The organism is Streptomyces sp. SYP-A7185 (genome assembly GCF_046103685.1).
GTDB lineage: Bacteria > Actinomycetota > Actinomycetes > Streptomycetales > Streptomycetaceae > Streptomyces.
On sequence record NZ_CP122310.1, the window covers coordinates 1,903,237 to 1,923,426 of the forward strand.

22 protein-coding genes are annotated in these 20,190 nt (G+C 73.7%); 7 read left to right on the plus strand and 15 right to left on the minus strand.

The window, feature by feature from the left end; translation table 11 throughout:
- Positions 1 to 26 precede the first annotated feature (26 nt).
- On the minus strand, positions 27 to 608 hold the full coding sequence (locus QBL25_RS08155) for a rhodanese-like domain-containing protein (protein ID WP_409056348.1): 582 nt from the start codon (positions 606 to 608) through the stop codon (positions 27 to 29).
- Positions 609 to 702: 94 nt separating this feature from the next.
- Here QBL25_RS08155 and QBL25_RS08160 point away from each other — a divergent pair, with 94 nt between their 5' ends.
- Entirely contained in the window at positions 703 to 1,149 is a 447-nt protein-coding gene (locus tag QBL25_RS08160; RefSeq protein ID WP_409056349.1) for an Lrp/AsnC family transcriptional regulator, read from the plus strand.
- Positions 1,150 to 1,187: 38 nt separating this feature from the next.
- On the opposite strand, the gene QBL25_RS08165 is transcribed toward QBL25_RS08160, so the two are convergent.
- The 3 genes from QBL25_RS08165 to QBL25_RS08175 form a co-directional block, all read right to left on the minus strand.
- Positions 1,188 to 4,256, minus strand: coding sequence for an AAA family ATPase (locus tag QBL25_RS08165; RefSeq protein WP_409056350.1), 3,069 nt, complete (start codon positions 4,254 to 4,256; stop codon positions 1,188 to 1,190).
- Positions 4,253 to 5,416 (minus strand): exonuclease SbcCD subunit D, encoded by a 1,164-nt coding sequence (locus QBL25_RS08170; RefSeq protein ID WP_409056351.1) that lies wholly within the window; start codon positions 5,414 to 5,416, stop codon positions 4,253 to 4,255. Before QBL25_RS08170 ends, QBL25_RS08165 begins: the two co-directional genes overlap by 4 nt.
- Positions 5,417 to 5,650: 234 nt before the next feature.
- On the minus strand, positions 5,651 to 6,277 hold the full coding sequence (locus tag QBL25_RS08175; protein WP_409056352.1) for a YigZ family protein: 627 nt from the start codon (positions 6,275 to 6,277) through the stop codon (positions 5,651 to 5,653).
- A gap of 99 nt (positions 6,278 to 6,376) precedes the next feature.
- Here QBL25_RS08175 and QBL25_RS08180 point away from each other — a divergent pair, with 99 nt between their 5' ends.
- Positions 6,377 to 7,057, plus strand: coding sequence for a 4'-phosphopantetheinyl transferase (locus QBL25_RS08180; protein ID WP_409062578.1), 681 nt, complete (start codon positions 6,377 to 6,379; stop codon positions 7,055 to 7,057).
- Here the strand turns inward: QBL25_RS08180 and QBL25_RS08185 are convergent.
- Genes QBL25_RS08185 through QBL25_RS08195 form a run of 3 tightly spaced genes read right to left on the minus strand, consistent with a single transcriptional unit; the run spans position 7,032 to position 10,863 of the window.
- Positions 7,032 to 8,660: an amidohydrolase gene (locus tag QBL25_RS08185; protein WP_409056353.1), complete on the minus strand. Its 1,629-nt coding sequence runs from the start codon at positions 8,658 to 8,660 to the stop codon at positions 7,032 to 7,034. The genes QBL25_RS08180 and QBL25_RS08185 overlap by 26 nt on opposite strands.
- Before the next feature lie 17 nt (positions 8,661 to 8,677).
- Entirely contained in the window at positions 8,678 to 10,129 is a 1,452-nt protein-coding gene (locus QBL25_RS08190) for an APC family permease (RefSeq protein WP_409056354.1), read from the minus strand.
- Between the two features lie 56 nt (positions 10,130 to 10,185).
- Positions 10,186 to 10,863 carry a transcriptional regulator gene (locus QBL25_RS08195; protein ID WP_409056355.1) on the minus strand — a complete coding sequence of 226 codons (678 nt, stop codon included), beginning with the start codon at positions 10,861 to 10,863 and terminating at the stop codon, positions 10,186 to 10,188.
- Between the two features lie 92 nt (positions 10,864 to 10,955).
- Here QBL25_RS08195 and QBL25_RS08200 point away from each other — a divergent pair, with 92 nt between their 5' ends.
- The 3 genes from QBL25_RS08200 to QBL25_RS08210 all read left to right on the plus strand — a co-directional run bounded on the left by QBL25_RS08200 (position 10,956) and on the right by QBL25_RS08210 (position 12,666).
- Positions 10,956 to 11,411, plus strand: a complete 456-nt coding sequence (locus QBL25_RS08200) for a tellurite resistance TerB family protein (RefSeq protein WP_409056356.1) — start codon at positions 10,956 to 10,958, stop codon at positions 11,409 to 11,411.
- Between the two features lie 238 nt (positions 11,412 to 11,649).
- A complete protein-coding gene (locus tag QBL25_RS08205) occupies positions 11,650 to 12,225 on the plus strand; it encodes a TerD family protein (RefSeq protein ID WP_409056357.1) in 576 nt (191 codons plus the stop codon).
- Positions 12,226 to 12,261: 36 nt separating this feature from the next.
- Positions 12,262 to 12,666: a CoA-binding protein gene (locus QBL25_RS08210; RefSeq protein ID WP_409056358.1), complete on the plus strand. Its 405-nt coding sequence runs from the start codon at positions 12,262 to 12,264 to the stop codon at positions 12,664 to 12,666.
- Between the two features lie 116 nt (positions 12,667 to 12,782).
- On the opposite strand, the gene QBL25_RS08215 is transcribed toward QBL25_RS08210, so the two are convergent.
- The 3 genes from QBL25_RS08215 to QBL25_RS08225 all read right to left on the minus strand — a co-directional run bounded on the left by QBL25_RS08215 (position 12,783) and on the right by QBL25_RS08225 (position 14,803).
- Complete coding sequence (locus tag QBL25_RS08215) at positions 12,783 to 13,631, minus strand: ABC transporter permease (RefSeq protein WP_409056359.1); 849 nt, start codon at positions 13,629 to 13,631, stop codon at positions 12,783 to 12,785.
- Positions 13,628 to 14,527: an ABC transporter ATP-binding protein gene (locus QBL25_RS08220; protein ID WP_409062579.1), complete on the minus strand. Its 900-nt coding sequence runs from the start codon at positions 14,525 to 14,527 to the stop codon at positions 13,628 to 13,630. Before QBL25_RS08220 ends, QBL25_RS08215 begins: the two co-directional genes overlap by 4 nt.
- Before the next feature lie 150 nt (positions 14,528 to 14,677).
- Positions 14,678 to 14,803, minus strand: coding sequence for a hypothetical protein (locus tag QBL25_RS08225; RefSeq protein WP_409056360.1), 126 nt, complete (start codon positions 14,801 to 14,803; stop codon positions 14,678 to 14,680).
- Between QBL25_RS08225 and QBL25_RS08230 the strand changes: the two genes are divergently transcribed.
- Entirely contained in the window at positions 14,784 to 15,677 is an 894-nt protein-coding gene (locus QBL25_RS08230; RefSeq protein WP_409056361.1) for a MarR family transcriptional regulator, read from the plus strand. The genes QBL25_RS08225 and QBL25_RS08230 overlap by 20 nt on opposite strands.
- Positions 15,678 to 15,681: 4 nt before the next feature.
- Complete coding sequence (locus QBL25_RS08235) at positions 15,682 to 16,173, plus strand: hypothetical protein (RefSeq protein WP_409056362.1); 492 nt, start codon at positions 15,682 to 15,684, stop codon at positions 16,171 to 16,173.
- 57 nt (positions 16,174 to 16,230) lie between these two features.
- Here the strand turns inward: QBL25_RS08235 and QBL25_RS08240 are convergent, their stop codons facing one another.
- From QBL25_RS08240 to QBL25_RS08260, 5 genes are all read right to left on the minus strand, one after another.
- Positions 16,231 to 16,824, minus strand: coding sequence for a sigma-70 family RNA polymerase sigma factor (locus tag QBL25_RS08240; protein WP_409056363.1), 594 nt, complete (start codon positions 16,822 to 16,824; stop codon positions 16,231 to 16,233).
- 193 nt (positions 16,825 to 17,017) lie between these two features.
- Complete coding sequence (locus QBL25_RS08245) at positions 17,018 to 17,791, minus strand: hypothetical protein (protein WP_409056364.1); 774 nt, start codon at positions 17,789 to 17,791, stop codon at positions 17,018 to 17,020.
- Positions 17,792 to 17,974: 183 nt separating this feature from the next.
- A complete protein-coding gene (locus tag QBL25_RS08250) occupies positions 17,975 to 18,217 on the minus strand; it encodes a hypothetical protein (RefSeq protein WP_409056365.1) in 243 nt (80 codons plus the stop codon).
- Between the two features lie 166 nt (positions 18,218 to 18,383).
- The gene (locus QBL25_RS08255; RefSeq protein WP_409056366.1) at positions 18,384 to 19,175 is read right to left on the minus strand and encodes a lysophospholipid acyltransferase family protein; all 792 of its coding nucleotides are present in this window, start codon (positions 19,173 to 19,175) and stop codon (positions 18,384 to 18,386) included.
- Positions 19,172 to 19,999 carry a GNAT family N-acetyltransferase gene (locus tag QBL25_RS08260; protein WP_409056367.1) on the minus strand — a complete coding sequence of 276 codons (828 nt, stop codon included), beginning with the start codon at positions 19,997 to 19,999 and terminating at the stop codon, positions 19,172 to 19,174. Before QBL25_RS08260 ends, QBL25_RS08255 begins: the two co-directional genes overlap by 4 nt.
- Positions 20,000 to 20,190: the final 191 nt, after the last annotated feature.

A 20,190-nucleotide genomic window follows, 5' to 3' on the forward strand; every position in this document is an offset into this window, starting at 1 on the left:
GGCCGCACGGAAGCGCTCCCCGCGGTTCAGCAGCCGCAGTCCTCCGCGTCCACCGGGGCCGTCAGGGCGTCGGGGGTGTGCCGCTGCGTGCCCTCCCAGGTCTCGAACGCGAAGCCCTCGCGGGCCCAGTACTCGAAGCCGCCCAGCATCTCCTTGACCTGGAAGCCGAGTTGGGCGAGGGCGAGGGCGGCGCGAGTGGCGCCGTTGCAGCCCGGGCCCCAGCAGTAGGTGACGACCGGGACGGACGGGTCGAGGAGACGCTCGGCCTGCTCGGGGATGAGGGCGGTGGGCAGGTGGACCGCACCGGGGATGTGGCCCTGGTCCCACGACGCCGTCGAGCGGGAGTCGACCACGACGAAGCCGGGGTCGCCGTCGGCGGCCAGCGCGGAGGCCACGTCGGACACGTCGGCGTGGAAGGCGAGGCTCGCGCCGAAGTACGCGGCGGCGGCAGCCGGGGACGCGGGCGCCACCCGCAGGACGGGATTCCAGGCGCTCACGGAGGCACCCGGAGTGCTCGCGGAGGCGTCCGGAGTGGTCTCGGCGGCGCCCGCGAGGGCGTGTGCGGTGCTCGGGGCGGTCGGCTGCTCGGTGTTCGTCACTGTGCTCATGGCCAGAAATCTACGGGCGTGACCCCCGTCCCAGAAGAAGCGATCCCCGGCCTACCTCTTGATCAGCCGGGGATTCCCCTGTTACCTCTCAGGTATGACCGGTTATTCCACGGACGCCACCGACTGGCGCATCCTCGACGTCCTCCAGCGGGAGGGCCGCGCCAGCTACGCCGAGCTGGCCCGCGCCGTCTCCATGTCCGCGAGCGCCGTCACCGAGCGGGTCCGGCGCCTGGAGGAGGCGGGCGTCATCCAGGGGTACGCGGCCGTGGTCGACCCGGAGCGGCTCGGCCTGCCCATCCTGGCGTTCGTGCGCCTGCGCTATCCGAACGGCCATTACAAGCCGTTCCACGACCTGGTCGAGGTGACCCCCGAAATCCTGGAGGCGCACCACGTCACCGGCGACGACTGCTTCGTGATCAAGGTCGCCGCACGCTCCATGACTCACCTGGAGGAGGTCGCCGGGAAGATCGGCGCCCTGGGCTCCGTGACCACGAGCATCGTCTACTCCTCGCCCCTGCCCAGGCGCCCGCTGGGCCGCTGAACCCGGCCCTTCACCCCCGGCCCCTCACCCTCGGCCCCTCACGCCCCGCCCCGCTGCCGTACGACCGACCCCGCGCGCCCCTTCTCGACCTCCAGCTGTGCGTGGACGCGGCGGCGCAGGTCCGCGACATGGCTCACGATGCCGACGCTGCGGTCCCGCTCGCGCAGCGAGTCCAGGACGTCCAGGACCTCGTCGAGGGTCTGGTCGTCGAGGCTGCCGAAGCCCTCGTCGATGAAGAGCGTGTCGAGCCGTACGCCGCCGGCCTCGTCGGTGACGACGTCCGCGAGGCCGAGCGCGAGGGCGAGCGAGGCGAAGAACGTCTCGCCGCCCGACAGCGTGGACGTGTCGCGTTCGCGGCCCGTCCACGCGTCGACCACGTGCAGGCCGAGGCCCGAACGGCCGCGCCCCGTCCGGTCGTCGGAGTGGACGAGGGTGTAGCGCCCCGACGACATGCGCCGCAGCCGTGCGGTCGCCGCGGCCGCGACCTGTTCGAGGCGCGCCGCGAGGACGTAGGACTCCAGGCGCATCTTGCGTTCGTTGTCCGCCGAGGTGCCCGCCGCCAGACCCGCCAGGCGTGCCACGCGGTCGTAGTCGCCGCGCAGCGGCGCGAGCCGCCGGGCCCCGGCGGCCGACCGTGCGGAGAGCCGGTCGAGTTCGGCGCAGCGCCCCGCGGCCGCGTCGAGCGCGGAGGCGGCCGCGCGGGCCCGCCGGTCGGCGTGTTCGGCAGCGTCCTGCGCGGCCCTGACGTCGGCCTGCGGCTGCTGTGCGGCGGCGGCCGCTTCCGGCTCGGCGAGCAGCGAGCGCACCGCGGCCTCTTCGTTGCGCCACTCGTCGATGCGGTGCTGAAGCTCGCGGTGGCGCGCGTCGTCGAGCAGGGCGTCGGCCGCGTCCCCCGGCGTGTCGAACCCGGCGCGGAAGGCGGCGTCGGCGAGTCGCGCGTCGGCGTCCTTGAGCCGCTGGGCGGTGTCGTCGGCCGCGCGGGCGGCCTCCGCCGCGTCGGTGAGGAGCGCGGCCTGCCGCTCCAGCTGGGCGGCCCGGGCGGCGACGCTGCCGCTTGCACCCCGCGCCCGGGTCAACTCCTCGTCCAGGAGCGCTTGTTCGCGGTCGAGGGTGTCCCGCAGCGTGGCACGGGACGCGGCCCGTACGGCGGCCTCCTGCCGCACGGCGAGCCTGCGGTCGTACTCGCGCTCGGCCTGGGCGAAGGCTTCGCGGGCGGCGTGCAGCCCGGAGGCGCGGGTGCGCGCGTCGGCGTGTTCCGCGCGCAACTCCTCGACCAGGGAGGCGAGTTCATCGACCGAGGGCTGCCGCGACGCGGCGTCCGGGTCTTCGGAGGCATCGCCCCCGCCGGAGGAACCGAGCGCCGCCGCGCGGGCCGCCGCCAGCGACTCGCGCACCTCACCGAGGTGCCGGTCCTCCTGGGTGCGCAGCTCCTCCGCCCGGCGGTAGGCGGCGAGCGCCGACTCCTCCGTGGCCCGGTCGACGTGACCGGCGGTCTTCGGTGCGGGCGCGGGGTGTTCGAGGGCTCCGCAGACCGCACAGGGGGCGCCGTCGCTCAGGCCCGCGGCGAGCTCCGCGGCGATGCCGGTGAGCCGCTGCTCCTTCAGGGTGAGCCAGTGTTCGTGGGCCGCGGTGGACCGCTCACGGGCGGCGAGGGCGCGTTCGTGCGCGGCGGTCGCCTCCCGGGCGAGCCGGTCGCGGCGCCGGGCCGCGTCCAACCGGCTCTGCGTGGGATCCAGTTGCCCGGCGAGATGTTCCGCGCGGGTCGCCGCCTCCTGGGCGGAATCGATGCGCTCCTGGAGCGTGGCCCGGGTGGTGTCCCAGCCGTCGAGCCAGCCCGCGGCCTCGCGCAGCAGCTCGTCGTCGGACCGCTCCTCGCGCTCCAGGGACGCGCGCTCCGAGCCGAGTTCGGCGAGGCGCTGCTCGGCGCGGCGGGCGGACGCGAGGCCGCCGAGTTCTTCGGCGGCCTTGCGCGCGGCGGCGGCGAGTCCCGACGCGCCGGAGTCGGCGAACGGGGCGGGCAGGTGTCCGCGGGTGCGTGTCTCCTCGGCGGTCGCGCGGCGGTGCTCCTCCTCGGTGGCCCGGCGCAGGCCGAGCGCGGGGGCGACCGACTCGCCCTTGCGGGCGCGTTCCATCCGGGTCTGGTGCCGCCGGTGCTCGTCGGCGCGCTCCTGGAGACGTCCGGCCCGCTCCCGCGCCTGGGCGAACCGCGTCTGCAACCGGTCGAGTTCCCGTACGTCGTCGAGGCGGCGGGCCGCCGCGGCCTGCGCGGACTCGGCGGCCGTGAGGGCGCTCCCGGCGATCGCGTGCCGTTCGCGGGCGCCGGTACGGGCGACGGCGGCCCAGGCCAGGACGGCCTCGGCGAGCCCCGGATCGCCCGGCGACAGGTCGGGCAGCGGCGACTCGCCGTCCACGAGAACGCCCTCGGCGGCCTGCTGCATCCGGTGCGCGTCGGCGAGGAGCTCGCGGTCCCCCTCCCGTACCGCGCCCTCGGCGTCGCGCCGCTGCTCGGCCAGCCTTGCCTCGACCGCGGCGAACCTGCGGGTGTCGAAGAGCCGCCCGAGCAGCTTGCCGCGGGCCTCGGCGTCGGCCCGCAGAAAGCGCGCGAAGTCGCCCTGGGGCAGCAGGACCACCTGGCAGAACTGCTCCTTGCTCATGCCGAGCAGCTGTGTGATCTCCTCGCCGATCTCCTGGTGGGAGCGGCTGAGGTCCTTCCACGTGCTGCCCTGGTCACCGGTTTCGTGCTCCCGGAGCCAGCTCTGCGCCTTCTCCGTGGTCGTGCCGGTGCCGCGCTTCTTCGGGCGCTCGTGGGGCGGCTGCCGGGTGACCTCCAACCGGCGCCCGGCGACGGTGAGTTCGAGGCACACTTCGGTGCGCACGCCGGGCCGCGCGTGGTCGCTGCGCAGCGTCGCCCCCTGGCCGCTGCCCTGCCGGGGACCCGGCACCGAGCCGTACAGGCCGTAGCAGACGGCGTCCAGGACGGACGTCTTGCCCGCGCCGGTCGGGCCGTGCAGCAGGAAGAGTCCGGCGGCGGAGAGGTCGTCGAAGTCGATGTCCTGGGTGGTGCCGAAGGGGCCGAACGCGGTGATCCGGAGCCGGTGCAGCCTCATCGGGCGACCTCGCGCAGCGTGTCGTCGGTACGGACGGTGTCGAACGCCGCCCGCAGCACGGCCTGTTCGCGCGTGTCGGGCCCCGCGCCCCGCACATGGGTCACGAAGTCCTCCGCGATCTGCTGGTCGCTGCGGCCCTTCAGCCGCTGGGCGTAGGAGACGTCCGGGTCCTCGGGGGCGCGCTCCGGGTCGAAGACCAGGCTGAGGGTGTGCGGGAAGCGCGCGCAGAGACGGGCCATGGGCTCGTCGGGGCGGACCGGGTCGGTGAGGGTCGCCTCGACCCAGGCGTCCTCGTGGCGGGCGAGGTCCGGGTCGGCGAGCAGCGTCTCGAGGTCGCCGCGGACGCGGGCGAGCGGCCGGGGCACCGGGCAGTCGATCCGCTCGGCCTCGATCTCGCCGCCGGCTCCGAGATCGACGAGCCACAGGGTCTTGCGGTGCGTGGACTCGGAGAAGGAGTACGGCAGCGGGGAGCCGGAGTAGCGCACGCGCTCACTGATGACCTGGCTGCCGTGCAGATGGCCGAGCGCCACGTAGTCGACGCCGTCGAAGACGCCGGACGGCACGGCGGCGACCCCGCCGACCGTGATGTCCCGCTCGCTGTCGCTGGCCTCGCCGCCGGTCACGAAGGCGTGGGCGAGGACGACGGAACGGGTGCCGGGGGCGCGGTCGGCCAGGTCGGCGCGCACCCGGTCCATGGCGGCGCCGAGCACCGCCTCGTGTCCGGCCCGGTCCACGCCGAACTCCCCCTTGACCAGGGCCGGTTCCAGATAGGGCAGGCCGTAGAACGCCACGTCCCCATGGGTGTCGGCCAGGACCACCGGGTCCGCGCAGGCGGCGGGCGCGGTGCGCAGATGGATGCCCGCGCGGCCGATGAGTCCGGCGCCGACGCCGAGACGGCGGGCCGAATCGTGGTTGCCGGAGATCATCACGGTCGGGACGCCGAGGTCCGCGAGCCGGTGCAGCGCGTCGTCGAAGAGCTCCACGGCGGCCAGCGGCGGCACGGCCCTGTCGTACACGTCACCGGACACGACGACGGCGTCCACCTCGCGCTCACGCGCGGTGGCGACGAGGTGGCCGATGAAGTCGGCCTGGGCGCCGAGCATGTTCACGCGGTGGAACGCCCGGCCCAGATGCCAGTCGGACGTGTGCAGAATTCTCAAGACGCCGCTCCGGCCCACATGGTCGCTCTCCCCTCCTGTGCCCCGGATCCAGCACCGCCCCAGCACGGGCCTCGCCGACAGCACCCACCACGCTAGCGCCTGCGGGCCCCTGCCCGATCACGAACCTCGGTCCGTCACGGCGGGAGAGGCGGCTCACGCACCGGTGTCCGGGCTTTCGCACATCGGCACAGGTGTCGCCTTTGTCACGTTCGGGCGGCCTCGTCCAAGGCCGGCTCAGGCGTCCCCGTACGCCTCTCCGCCGAGCTCGAAGACCGCGCTGCCCGCGGTCGCGTCCGCGAGCCAGGCCGTGAAGGCCTCGACGTCGGCGTCTGGCAGGCCGATCTCGATGGTCACCGCGTCCCCGTAACGCACGTCGCGGACCGCCCGTCCCGCCGAGCGCAGATCGTTCTGTATCTTGCCCGCGCGCTGGTGGTCGACCGTGACCGTGGCCAGCCTGAAGCGCCTGCGGGTCAGCGTGCCCACCGCGTCCAGGGCCTCGCCGACCGCTCCGCCGTAGGCCCGGATGAGCCCGCCGGCGCCGAGCTTGACCCCGCCGTAGTAGCGGGTCACCACCGCGACGACGTACCGCATGTCGCGGCGCAGCAGCATCTGGAGCATCGGCACACCGGCGGTGCCGCCCGGCTCCCCGTCGTCGCTCGCCTTCTGCACCCCGGCGTCGGCCCCGATGACGTAGGCGAAGCAGTTGTGCGAGGCGGACGGGTGCTCCTTGCGGATGCGCGCGACGAAGTCCTGGGCCTCCTCCTCGGTGGCCGCGGGCGCGAGAGCGCACAGGAAGCGCGAGCGGTTGATCTCGGTCTCGTGCACGGCCTCGCGGGCCACGGTGCGGTACTCGTCGTGCATCCCGCCAGAGTAGGCCCCCGGGCGGGCCCGCCCCCGGTACGGTGATCCGTTGTGACGTCACCCTCGCATCCCGTACGGCACGTCCTCGGTGGTACCGACGTGCTGGAGTCGCTGCTCGCCCCGGCGCCCGTCACGGTCGTGGAGACCGTCGAGGATCCGCCCGACCCCTTCCTGTTTCCCGAGGAGGCGGCCGCCGTGGCGCGGGCGGTGGACAAGCGCCGCCGCGAGTTCGCCACGGTCCGGCAGTGCGCCCGCGCCGCCCTCGCCGAGCTGGGCGTGGCGCCCGCGCCGATCCTGCCCGGGCCCAAGGGCGCGCCGCGCTGGCCCGAGGGCATCGTCGGCAGCATGACGCACTGCGCGGGCTACCGCGCCGCCGCGGTGGCCCGCGCCGGCACGGTCCGCTCCCTCGGCATCGACGCGGAGCCGGCCGCTCCGCTCGCCGACCCCGACGTCCTGCGGATGGTGTCGGACGAGACGGAGCGCGCGGCCCTCGCCGAGCTGGCCGTCCGGCGCCCGGACGTCCCCTGGGACCGGCTCCTGTTCAGCGCGAAGGAATCCGTCTACAAGACGTGGTTCCCGCTCACGGGCCGCTGGCTCGGCTTCGAGGAGGCACGGGTGGAGCTGGACCCGGACGGCACGTTCACCGCGGCGCTCCTGGTTCCCGGGCCGACGGTGTCGGGGCGCGAACTGACGGGCTTCGCGGGCACCTGGCGGATACGGGACGGCATAGCCGTCACCGCCATCGTGCTGCCCCTCACCCCTCCCCCGCCCGGTACGTAGGAACTCCGCCCAGCCACGTGCCGAGCACCCGTACGTGCCGGATGGCCATCGGGTCCACGGTCCGTGGATCCGCGGAGAGCCAGGCCAGGTCCGCGGGCGCCCCCGGTACGAGCGCGATCCGGTCGTCCGCGCCCGCCTGGTGGGCGACACCGCTGGTGGCCGCGGCGAGCGCCTGCTCCACGGTCAGCCGCTGGTGCGGAATCCAGCCCTCGGCCGGGTCCCCGTCGAAGGTGCGCCGGGTGACCGCCACCTGGATGCCTTCCAGCGGTTCGTACGAGCTGACGGGCCAGTCGCTGCCGAAGGACAGGCGCACTCCGTCCCGCGCCAACTCCCCCATCGGGTACTGCCGGCCGGCGCGCTCGGCGCCGATCCGCGGCAGCGAGAGCTCGGTCTGGAGCGGGTCGGGCTGCGCCCACAGGGGCTCGAAGTTGGCGATGACGCCGAGTGCGGCGAACCGCGGCAGGTCGGCCGGGTCGACGAGCTGGACGTGGGTGATGACGGGCCGCCGGTCCCACGCGGGGTTGGCGCGGACCGCGGCTTCCACCGCGTCGAGCGCGGCCCGTACGCCCGCGTCGCCGATGGCGTGGACGTGCGTCTGGAAGCCGTCCGCGTCGAAGGCGCACACCGCTTCGGCGAGCGCGCGCGGCTCCCACACGGGCATGCCGCAGCTGTGCGGCGCGTCCAGATAGGGGTCGAGCAGGGCGGCCGTACCGCCCTCGATCACGCCGTCGCTGAAGTACTTCACCGTGCGCGCGGACAGCAGCGGGCCGCCCTCGGCTGCCACGCGCCCGCGCGCCGCGTCGAACTGCTTGCGCTGCTCGCGCCAGCGGTCCGGATCGGCGCGCTGGGCCAGGTCGACGCGCACGCTCAGCGCCCCGTGCCGGGCCGCCGCGAGATAGGCCTCGACCATCTCCGGCTCCACCCAGGCGTCCTGCACCCAGGTGAGGCCCGCGCGTGCGTACGACCGGCTCGCGCGGCGGACCGCTTCGACCAGTTCGGCCTCCGCGCGTGCGGGCACCTGGTCGAGGACCAGGTCGCAGGCGTGCCACTCGCGCAGGGTGCCCATGGGTGAGCCGTCGGGGCGCCGGACGATCCAGCCGAGGCGCGGGTCCGGTGTCGCGTCGCGCACCCCCGCCCTGCGCAGCGCCCGCGAGTTGCACCACACCGTGTGGTAGTCGTGGGCGCGCAGCACGACGGGTCGGTCGGGCACCGCCGCGTCCAGCCACCGGGCGTCGAACTCGCCGCCGGGTGCGAGCGCGGGGTCGTAGGACGCGCCGACGATCCACTCCGCGTCCGGGTGCGCGGCGGCCCAGCGCCCGACCTCCGCGACGATCGCCTCGACCGACGTGAGGTCCTTGATCTGCGGGCCGAAGCTCTCCAGGCCCCCGAAGAGGGGGTGGGCGTGGCCGTCGCCGAAGGCGGGCTGGAGCAGCCCGTCCCCCAACTCGACCACCTCGTCGGCCCCTTCGGCGTGGGCGCGGGCCTCGTCCCCGAGCGCGATGACGCGTCCGTCGCGTACGGCGAGTGCCGTGGTGTCCGCGTGGTTCTCGCTCCCGGTGCGGACCGCCCCCAGAAAGACCTGCGTTCCCGTCCCCTCCGCCATGCTCTCCCGCGCCTTTCTCATCCGTGCTCCGCGTCTGTCGTCGTCAGCCGTTCGTACGCCCGCCGATCGCGCCGCCGGATCCGCAGGGCCACCACCGCTCCCGTCACGAACAAGGCGGGCAGCGGGGCGATCAGTGCCGCGTTCACGCGGCCCGAAGCACCGGTCAGGAGATCGAGGTTGGCACACACCAGGCCGATCAGGACCGTGAGGCCCGCGCAGGCGGTCAGCGGGGCGGCGACCACCCGCCAGGCGGGCATGCCCCTGCGCTCGCGGCGGAAGAAGCCGTACACCGCGAGCGCGGCGAGCGCCTGCATCAGCATGACGCCGAGGATGCCGGATCCGTTGGTCCACAGGAACATGACGGTGTACGGATCGGCGCCGCTCAGGAGGGTCACGGCGACCACGGCCAGGGCGAGGGCGGACTGCGTGACGACCGCCGTGGCGGGCGCCCGGGTCGTCGCGGAGACGGTGCCCAGGCGGCGGGGCAGCAGCCCTTCGCGGCCCAGGGCGTAGAAGTAGCGGGCGGCGCCGTTGTGGAAGGCGAGGGTGGCGGCGAAGGCGCTGGTGATGACGAGGACGTGCATGGAGTCCGCGGCCCAGGCGCCCGCGAACCGTTCGGTGGCCGCGAAGACCATGTCGGCTCCGCCCTCGCCGGCGGCGACGGCCTGGGCGCGGTCCGATCCGTACGCGCTGATGACCGCCCACACGGTGACGGTGTAGAAGAGCGCGAGGAACGCCACGGCGATGTACGTGGCGCGGGGCACCGTGCGTGCGGGCTCGCGCGCCTCCTCCGCGTAGATGGCGGTCGCCTCGAACCCGACGAACGCGCCGACGGCGAGCACGAACATGCCGCCCACCCCCTCGCCGCCCAGGTGTGCCGGCGAGAGCGTGCCGAGGTCGAAGCCCCGCGGCCCGCCGCCGTGCGCGACCAACCCGGCCTCGAACACCAGGAGGACGAGCACTTCGAGGGCCAGGGCGACACCGAGGACCTTGGCGCTGAAGGTGACCTTCCGATAGCCGAGGACGCCGATCGCGACGAGCCCCGCGAGCGCCCAGATCCACCAGGCCACCCGGACCCCGGTCAGATCCGCGACCCCGGATTCGGTGAACCACCCGAAGGCGACGAGCAGTCCGACCTCGATGGCGTTGTACGAGAACAGCGCGACGTACGCGGACCCGGCTCCCGCGGGGCGGCCGAGTCCGCGGCCGATGTAGGCGTAGAAGGCGCCCGCGTTGCGCACGAAGCGGCTCATCGCGGTGAATCCGGCCGCGAAGACGATCAGCAGCAGCCCCGAGACGAGGTAGCCGAGCGGTGCCGCCCGGCCCGCCATGCCGATCGCGAGCGGGGCCACCGCGGCCATCACGGTCAGCGGGGCGGCGGCCGCCACGACGAAGAAGACGAGGTCGCCGGTGCCGACGGCGCCGCCGCTGAGGCCTTTGGCGGCACGGGAGGAGGGGGGTGCGGTCACGCGGGCGCTCCCGAGATCGGGTTCGGGTTCCGGGCGGCAGTCGGGCGGGCGGCTGGTCAGAGGCCGCGCGCCGGGTCGGCGAGCGTCTCCCAGAACATCGTCTCGTAGCGCTGGAGGAGCTTCCCGTGGCGCAGGGCGGACCCGGTCGCGTCCAGGCCCCGGCCCAGGCCCGCGCGCACCGCGGCGAGGGCCTGGCGCTCCAGGTCGGGCGCGGGCTCGGCGAAGAAGGCGAAGAAGCCGCAGGCCTCCTCGCTGAAGCCGTAGTGCGTCGGCAGCGCTTCGGCGAGCGCCGCGCAGTAGGCGCCCCAGCAGGCGAAGTTGGCGGTCAGGGCGAGGACGACGTCCACGGGGGCGGCGTTCAGGGCGAGCCAGGCCACGTACGCCGGATAGGCCTGGCAGCCCGCGCGCGGTTCGTAGGCGTCGGCGTCGGCCTTGTCCACGCCGCACGCCGCGACGAGAACCCCGAGCCGGTCGAGCGCGAGCGTCTCGCCCTCGGCGAGGGTGCGGAAGAAGGCCGCGCACTCCGCCTCTCCCCCGTCGGCCGAGCGCTGGGCCAGGTGCAGGAAGGAGCGGCGGTCCGCCGGGATCACGGAGCGCTGCTCCAGTGCGAGAGCGGTGATCACGGACGGGTTCGCGGTGCCGTCCGCGATGCGCGGGACGAGCGGATTGGCCGCCGGGTCCGGCGCGAGCCGCGCCACCACGTCGTCGAGCAGTTCCCGTGCGGTCCGTGTCATCGTCCGTCCTCCCTGCCTTCCGCGGAACTTCTCGGCACTGCTGCTAGTTTCTACAGTGCTGTAGAAACTAACTGTCAACGTACGGAGCTCTCATGGCCCTGTGGGACCGCGTCAAGGAATCCGCATCGACGATGCAGACCCAGCTCGTGGCGAAGAAGAACGACCTCAAGAGCGGCGCCTTCCGTGATTCCAGTATGGCGATGTGCGCCCTCGTGGCGGCCGCGGACGGCACCATCGATCCCTCGGAACGCCGGCGCGTGGCCCAGCTGATCGCCACCAACGAGGTGTTGCAGAACTTCCCCGCCGACGACCTGCGGCGCCGCTTCGACGCCTGCCTCGACAAGCTGACCGCCGACTTCGAGTTCGGCAAGGTCAGCGTCTTGCAGGAGGTCGCCAAGGCGAAGAAGAAGCCCGCGGAGGCGCGCGCCGTCGTACAGATCGGCATCGTCATCGGCGGCGCGGACGGCGACTTCGACGCCACGGAGCGGGCCGTCGTACGCGAGGCGTGCTTCGCGCTCGACCTGCCGCCGCACGAGTTCGACCTCTGAGCACGCGCGCCGCGCGACAGCCGTCGACCACGCACGGGTCACCTCGGGGGCGCCATCCGCCCCCGGGGCGCCCCGGCCGCTCTCTTGACGGCTCGTCGCGGGGCGCCACATCGTAACGGGACGCGATAGAGGGGGCGCGGCACCCCGGGCACCTCTATTTCTACAGTGTTGTAGATTTTAACCGCCGGCCCTGACCACGGCCGGTACGCACTTCACCTCAGGACTTCAGGAGGACATCGTGGGAGTTTCCCTGGCCAAGGGCGGCAATGTCTCGCTCAGCAAGGAGGCCCCCGGCCTCACCGCCGTCCTGGTGGGCCTGGGCTGGGACGTCCGCACGACCACCGGCACGGACTACGACCTGGACGCCAGCGCCCTGCTCTGCGACGACTCGGGGAAGGTCGTCTCCGACCAGCACTTCATCTTCTACAACAACCTCAAGAGCCCCGACGGTTCCGTCGAGCACACCGGCGACAACCTCACCGGCGAGGGCGAGGGCGACGACGAGGCCGTGAAGGTGAACCTCGCCGGGGTCCCGGCCGACATCACGAAGATCGTCTTCCCCGTCTCCATCCACGACGCGGAGAACCGCGGCCAGAGCTTCGGCCAGGTCCGCAACGCCTTCATCCGCGTGGTCAACCAGGCCGACAACGCGGAGATCGCCCGGTACGACCTCTCCGAGGACGCGTCGACGGAGACCGCCATGGTCTTCGGCGAGCTCTACCGGCACGGCACGGAGTGGAAATTCCGCGCGGTCGGCCAGGGTTATGCCAGTGGGCTGCGAGGCATCGCGTCGGACTTCGGCGTGAACGTCTGACAGCCGTCCCACCGTCGGCGGCAGAAGGAGCAGGACGTGTACGGCGATCCGGCAACAGTGCGCAAGATCCTGACGGAGCTCGGTGACACCTGGGCGGTCGTGGGCCTGTCCACGAACGAGGAGCGAGCGGCGTACGGGGTCGCGGGGGTCCTGCAGCGGTACGGGAAGCGCGTCGTCCCGATCCACCCGAAGGCCGAGACGGTGCACGGCGAGAAGGGCTACCCGTCCCTCTCCGCCGTGCCCTTCAAGATCGACGTCGTCGACGTCTTCCTCAACAGCGCCCTGGCGGGCCAGGCGGCCGACGAAGCCGTCGCGATCGGCGCGCAGGCGGTCTGGTTCCAGCTGGGCGTCATCGACGAGGCGGCGTACGAGCGGACGCGGGCAGCGGGCCTCGACATGGTGATGGACCGCTGCCCGGCGATCGAACTGCCGATGCTCTAGCGCTCCCGCCGGGGGGTGGCCGGGGGGCGTGCCTCGGGTCCGTGGATTCCCGCGGATCCGGAGGGAATTGGGCGCGCAGCTCCCCGCGCCCCTTGCGGGGCGCCCCCGTACGGACGTCAGCCGACTCTGCGGAGGGCTCTGTCCCGGCGCTCGGCGACACTGGAACCCGACTCTCCGCGTGCCATCCGGCGCAGCACGACCGGAGCGACGATGAGGCCGGCCACGGCCCACGCCCCCAGCACTCCGGCCGTCTCCCAGTGCCGCCAGGAGCCGGCGATCTCGATGGCCGCCGCGCCGTCCGGCAGCAGTGCCGAGCGCATGCCGAGGCCGAGCCAGTAGACCGGGAGCGCCTGAGCCACCCCTTGCAGCCAGTCCGGCAGGGCGGTGACCGGGTAGAAGATGCCGGAGATCGCGATCATGCCCAGGATCGGCAGCTGGATCAGGCCCTGGCTGCGCGCGCTGGTGAACACCGAGCCCAGGATCGCGCCGATCGGCAGCGTCGCGACCATGCCGAGCACCAGCACCCAGCCCAGCGTCAGCCAGGAGCCGGGGCCGCCGATCGCGAGGCCTGTGATGAGCAGGATGCCGGGGATCAGCAGGATCGCGAGGTCGGCGAGGAGGCCGCCGGCCACGGCGACGACCTTGCCGACGAGATAGCCCGGCATGCCGTTCGGCGTGGCCTTGGCCCGCAGCAAGGTGCCGTCCTCGCGTTCGGCGGTGAGCGCCTGGCTCATGCTGACCATGCCCATCGCCGCGTTCATGCCGAGGATGCTCGGCAGGGCCAGGGTGCCGAGCAGCAGTCCGCTCGTGCCGAACGCCGTGTCCCGCAGGAAGAACAGGACGGTCAGCATCAGCACCGGCCACAGCAGATGGGACAGCACGTCACCGCCGTTGGTGAACGACTGCCGCAGTTCGATCAGGCCGCGGGCCCAGCCCGCCCTCAGTGCCCTGCCCGTCGCGTTCACCGGGCCACCGCCGTCGTGGAGTCGCTCGCGGCCGCGCCCGGGATGCGGTCCGTCCCTGCCTCGCCCTGGCGCCCGACCAGCGCCAGGTAGGTGTCCTCCAAGGAGGCCCTGCGGACCTCCAGTTCGCGCACGGCGTCGCCGTACTCGCGGAACAACTCGCGTACGAAAGCCGTCGATTCGGCCGTCGACCTCACGAAGCGGCGGCCGCCGCACGTCCAGCGCACCTCGTCCTGCCCCGCGATCCGGCGCGACAGGTCGTCCGGCGAACCGTCGGCGACGATCCGCCCCCCGGCGAGGATCACCATGCGGTCGGCGAGCTTGCCCGCCTCGTCCAGGTCGTGCGTCGTGAGCAGGACTGTGGTCGCGTGATCGTCGGCCAGACGACGTACGAGCGCGTGGAACTCCTGTCTGGCCCGCGGATCGAAGCCCGCGGTCGGCTCGTCCAGGAACAGCACCTCGGGACGGCCCACGATGCCGATCGCCACGTCCAGCCTGCGCCGCTGTCCCCCGGACAACGTCTTGATCTTCTGGCCGGCGTACGCGGTCAGACCGACCGCGGCCATCAGCTCGTCGGGGTCCCAGGGCCGCCGGACCGTGCTGCTGGAGTAGGGCGCGTAGTACGTCCCGAGGTGCGCGAGCAGCTCCCGCACCCGCCACTTGCCGTGGTCGCGCCACGATTGCAGGACGACCCCGATGCGCGCACGCCACGCCTCGGGGCCGAACGCCGGGTCCGTGCCGAGCACCCGGACGCGGCCAGCCGAGCGCATGCGGAACCCTTCCATGATCTCGATGGTGGTGGTCTTGCCCGCCCCGTTCGGCCCGAGCAGGGCGACCACCTCGCCGCGCCGCGCCCGGAACGTCACGTCGTGCAGCACGTCGGCCGTGCCGTAGCGCATGCGCAGTCCCTCGACATCGAGCACGAGTTCCTCACCCGTCGTCGTCACGTCGACTCCTCCCCCGGTCCGTGTGGATACCGGCGAAGCTAGATTGCGTTCAATCCGGCTTCAATGGATAACTGGCCGAACGAGCCTCCCATGTAGGGAGATTCAAGGATTCATTGCAATGGACTTGCCGTTGAACGCAAGATTGCCGTCGAACGCGAGATTGCCTTTGAACGCGCCATTGCCGTTGAACGCGAGGAGGTCGGCGCCCGTGCCGGGGAACAGGCTCACCCACCAGGACCGCCGGGACATCGGCGCGGGCCTCGCCGAGGGGCTCGGCTACGCCGAGATCGCCCGGCGCATCGACCGGCCCACCTCGACCGTCAGCCGCGAGGTGTCCCGCAACGGCGGGCCCGAGGGGTATCGCGTCGAGCACGCCCATCTCGCCACCGGACGGCGGGCCCGCCGCCGCAGGCGGGTCCCGCACCGCGACCCGGCCGCGCCTCCCGACGCGTACGGACGCGATCCCGACGCCGTACGCGACTTCGCCGATGAGCTCGCGGCGCTCATGGTCAGGACGGGGGTTCCGCGCATGGCGGCGCGGGTGCTCGCCCGTCTGATCACCGACGACACCGGCAGCCTCACCGCCGCGGACCTGGTCCAGCGGCTGCGGGTCAGCCCCGCGTCGGTGTCCCTGGCCGTCGGCTATCTGGAGAGCCTCGAAGTGATCCGCCGCGTACGGGAGCCCGGCCACCGCCGCCAGCGGTACGTCATCGACGACGACGTCTGGCTCCAGGCCTGGCTGACGAGCGCCCGGAAGCACGCGATGTGGGCGCAGGTCGCGCGGCTCGGGGTCGAGGTGCTCGACGCGGCGACGCCTGCGGGGGCCAGGCTGGCCCACATGAGCCGGTTCTTCGCGACGCTCAGCGACGACATGAGCGGCGACTCCGCAGTCGTCGACGACGCCCTGACCGTGCTGGCCGCACTGCGGCACGCGGGCGCACCCCTCCCCGCGGACGAACTCGCCGCCGCGCTGGGCTGGCCGCCGGCCCGGGTGAGCGATGCCCTGCGCCGCGCCGGACCGGAACGCCTGGCTCCGGCGCAGCTCGTGGCCCTTGGGGCAGCCGCCGGGCCGCTGGCGTCGCACTCCGGGTCGGTGACGTGACGTCATGGGGAACCTGTTCCATGGCGGTGGCCGCACGCTCGGCCTGTCCAACGGGGGCACGGCCGTCTTCATCGACGTGCTGATGCTCGCCGTGTCCGACCTCGCCCGCAGCCCCTGGGAGTACCGTTTCGCCGCCCTGCTGGCGCTTCAGGACCAGAACGTCATGGGCCGTGGGGTCGTCGGGTTCGACCTGGAGGACATCGACTGGGGTCCCTCCCCGCAACAGCGCTCCGCCGCGAAGGACTTCGTCCTGAAGGTGCTCGATCTCGCCCTGACACGCCACCGTTGGGACGCGCTGGACTACCACCCGCCCTACGCCGAAAGCTACCTCCGGCAGTACCGGGAGATCGTCGACGCCTTCGATCCGTCCGACGCCCGGCCCCGTCCCGGTCGCTGCTTCCCCGGCCCTGACGAGGGCGCCGTCGCGTCGTGCGTACGGCACCGCGTCCTGAGCGCCCTTCCGCACTGGGAAGGCTGCGTGTTCTGCCACGGCTGAGCCGCCCGCGTGGGCCGACGGCCGCCCGGCGTCGCAGCCGGGCGGCCATGCGGTGCGTCAGGCCGCGGCGCCCACCAGCGCGGGGCGTTCGGCCTCCCGCAGGCGCTCCATCAGCGAGAGCCGGGCCCGCGCGACGCGCGAGCGGACCGTGCCCACCGGGCAGCCGGTGAGCAGCGCGGCCTCCGCGTACGGCAGCCCGAGGAGCTGGGTGAGGACGAAGGCCTCACGCCGCTCGTCGGGCAGCGTCGCCAGCAGGTCGGCGAGGACCACGCCGTCGTCGAAGCCCGGCAGGCCCCTGGGCTGGGCCCGCTCGGCGGCGGACTGCCAGTCGTCCGTGTCGCAGAGGCGGGGCCGGGCCGCGGCGTACCGCAGGCTGTCGATCACCGCGCGCCGGGCGATGGAGAGCAGCCACGTACGGGCGGACGAGCGGCCTTCGAAGCGGTGCAGGCTGCCGAGGGCCCGCAGGAACGTGTCCTGCGTCAGGTCGTCGGCGGCCTGCGGGTCGCCGCCGAGGTACGTCACGTACCGGCGGACGTCCCGGTGGAGGGCGCGTACGAAGTGCTCGACCGCTTCGGGGTCTCCGGCGCGGGCGGCGAGCGCCCAGGCCGTTATCGACTCGTCGGGTGAGCTGGGCAGGGCAGGAATGATCACCTGGTGTCCTTCTCGGGAATCCGGGTCCCGGACCACCCCGTACGTACGCGGACGCGTTCAGTGCGTCCGCGGGTCCGGTGGTCCGGTGAGGTCCGGTGAGGGGGGTACGGCCGTGCGCGAGTGCGTACGGCCGATGCGCGAGCCGTCGAGACGCGCGGCGTGGCGCGTCGAAAGGGCGTCGGGGAACCGGCTGTCAGGCGACAGCGGTCCCGGCGGGCGGACCCCGAGAGGTGAGGGCGTGCACGAGAAGCAACTGCCGCAGCCGGCTCGCCGGACGGTGCCGGTGGGGCCGGATGCGGGGACGGTGTACGGGCGTCGGCAGCGCGAGCGGAACCCGCAGCGGGGCGACGAGCCACCCGGCGAAGGCGCGCGCGACACGAAAGGCGGCGCGTTCGCCGTGGGCGAGCCAGAGCCCGCACAGGAGCGCGGCGAGAAGGTGGGCGGCGAGCATGCCCGCTGGCGACATGCCGCCCATGTCATGCCCCCCGCCCATGTGATCCATGTGCTCCATCGACGACATGGAGGACGGGGAAGACATGGAAGACATCGACGGCATCGCGGGCATGGACGTCGTCGCGCCCGACCCCGGCATCGGCGCCGACATGACCGAGCCCTGCGCTCTGCCGCCGCTCGGGCCGGAGCCCATCGGCGTGGCACAGAGCACGTGCTGCACCCACCGGCGCCCGAGCGAGACCCCGCCCGACGGCTGCGCGGCGGCCTGGGCCAGGGAGAACCCCGAGTGCAGGGCGGTCTGGGCGGCCACCGCCAGGGAGACGACCAGGGGGAGCCCCCGCTCGCGTCCGGCCAGCAGCCATGCCGTGCCGCCGACTCCGACGGCCCCGGCGCCCAGCGTCCACCCGGGCACGGACGCCCCCGACATCAGGACGTGCCCCAGGGCAGCGAGCAGCACACAGGCGGCCGCGAACACCGCAGCCCGTACCGCGCGAGAACACCACCCAGCAGTCATGGCGGGGCCATCCTTGCATTCGCGCCACTCGTTTCACCGACGGGTACGCGAAATGAACCCCGACCGCTCACCCTCACCGGTCATGTGAGCCACGGCACAGCGCCCCCGGGGAACTGGACGGCCCCGCGGCCCGACTCCTGGGGGAGACCTCGCGCCCGGAGCGCCACGACTCCTGGCGAAGAGCTAGCGCCCGGAGTGCATGTCTCCCATGTCGCCGCCCGGGTGCATGTCCTCCATGTCCGCGCCGGGCTCCGCACCGGGGTCCTCCCCGGTCGCCGGGCCGGTCCGCCCGTCCGTCCCCGTCCGCCGGGTCGTCTCGGGTGCGCCCGGGCCGACGGCCGCCCCCACGCCGTACGACACCGCGAAGACCACCGCGAGCAGTGCGAGGAAACCGCAGAGCAGTTGCAGTGGGGGGCGATCGCTCATCGCGGCTCTCCTGACACCGGTGGACCTGACCTTCGTGGGCGCGGGGCGCGGAACCGTCGTACCCGCGCCTGTTCAGGAGTCGGCCGCGCAGGGCCGCGAGTTCCCGGTCCGGGAGATGTCGTGCGAACCGCCCGGACCGCCCGGACCGTCCAAACCGTCCGGCCGCTCAGACATGAGCCGGCGCCTCCCGGGCCCCGATCACCGCCTGCGCCTCGGCGGCCAGTTCCCTGCGGTCGGAGCCGTGCAGCGGGGCGTGCGCGGTGACGCGGACGGCCAGCCCCCGGGCGCGGACCACGCGGTGCAGGGAGGCCCCGAAGGTCTCCTCGCCGAGGAACGCGGCCGTGGTGCTCGGGACGCCGTGCCGGTAGTAGCGGATGGCCACCGGGCGGACGGGCGCGCCCGCGTCGGCCGCCGCCTGGAAGGTCGCACGGCGGAAGCGGCCGCCCGCCACCGAACACCAGGTCGTGGCCTGCGGGAAGACGAGGACCGACTGCCCCGAGCGCAGGGTCGACGCCAGCTCGGCCACCGCACGGGGAAGTTGGCGCAGTCCGTCGCGGTCGATGAACTGGGAGCCCGCCCGTCTGGCGAGCGTGCCGACCACCGGCCACCGGCCCACCTCCCGCTTGGCGAGGACCGTCACCGGCTCGACGGCGAGCAGGCTGACGACGTCGAGCCAGGAGATGTGATTGGCGACGATCAGGGTGCCGGGTCCCGGACCGGCCACCGTCAGCCGCTCCTGGCCCGCGTCGAGCCGTACGCCGAGCGCGTCCAGGATGCCCCGGGCCCGCGCCCGCACGGCGCCCGGCCGCGCCAGCCGGTCGCCCTGGGCCACGGCGAGACCGATCTCGTACGTCAACGCGGCGTACCGGCGGGCCAGTTCGGCCGGCGGTACCTCCGCCGCCGAGCGCGCGACGCAGGCCGGGGTGCACGCCGCCGCCGGCGCCCCCGCCGGGCTCATGGCGTCTCCCCCAGGAAATAGCGGCGGTAGCGGTCACCGAGCCGGTCCATGTCGAGCAGGACGAAGAAGTCGGCGACGTCGAACTCGGGGTCGTGCGCGGGCGCCCCGCACATCCACGCGCCGAGCCGGAGGTACCCCCGCAGGAGTGGTGGCAGATCGGCGTACGAGGGGCTCTCCACCGGCGGGCCGGTGGGCACCCAGGGGCGTCGGGGCTGCACCCGCAGCTCCGGCGGCGACGCGTGCTTGGAGGTGCCCAGCAGCCAGGCGCTGGACGCCGCCCGGCCGCCGTCGGACAGCGGCACCGAGGCGCAGCCGGCGAGGTAGCGGTGACCGGAGAGCAGGACGTAGCGGGCGAGCGCCGACCACATCAGGTTGATCACCGCGCCGGAGCGGTGGTGGGGGTGTACGCAGGAGCGGCCCGCCTCGATGGTGGCGGACCGGAGGCCCGCCAGGGCGCTGAGGTCGAACTCGCCGTCCGAGTAGGACCGTTCGGCCCGCCCCGGCGGCAGCAGGCGATAGGTGCCGACGACCTCGCCGGTGGTGGTGTCGGTGACGATCAGGTGGTCCACGAGGGCGTCGAAGGCGTCCACGTCGTGTCCGGGCACGGAGGTGGGGAGCGTGGCGCCCAGCTCCTGGCCGAAGACGCGGTACCGCAGCCGCTGCGCGGCCCGGATCTGCTCGTCGGAGTCGGCGATGGAGGTGACGTACGAGCCGGGCGCGGCGGGTGTCGAGGCGGCGAGGGGCGTCGAGCGGGCGGAGGGGACGGTGGGGGCGGTGAGGGCGGTGGGGGTGACGGGTGTCGGTGTGGCCGATGTCGAGGGCATGACAGATCCGGCTCCGTTCGGGGAGGGACGGCCGTGCGGCGACGTGGGACGGCCGCCGTGGCCGGGGTCAGAGATGCGTCACGGTGAACAGCAGCACCACCAGCACGGTGATGGCCCCGGCTGAACTGCGCACGATGACCGCGAGACCGATGGTCACGACCCTCATGAGCATCAGGTGAACGGCGGGCGCG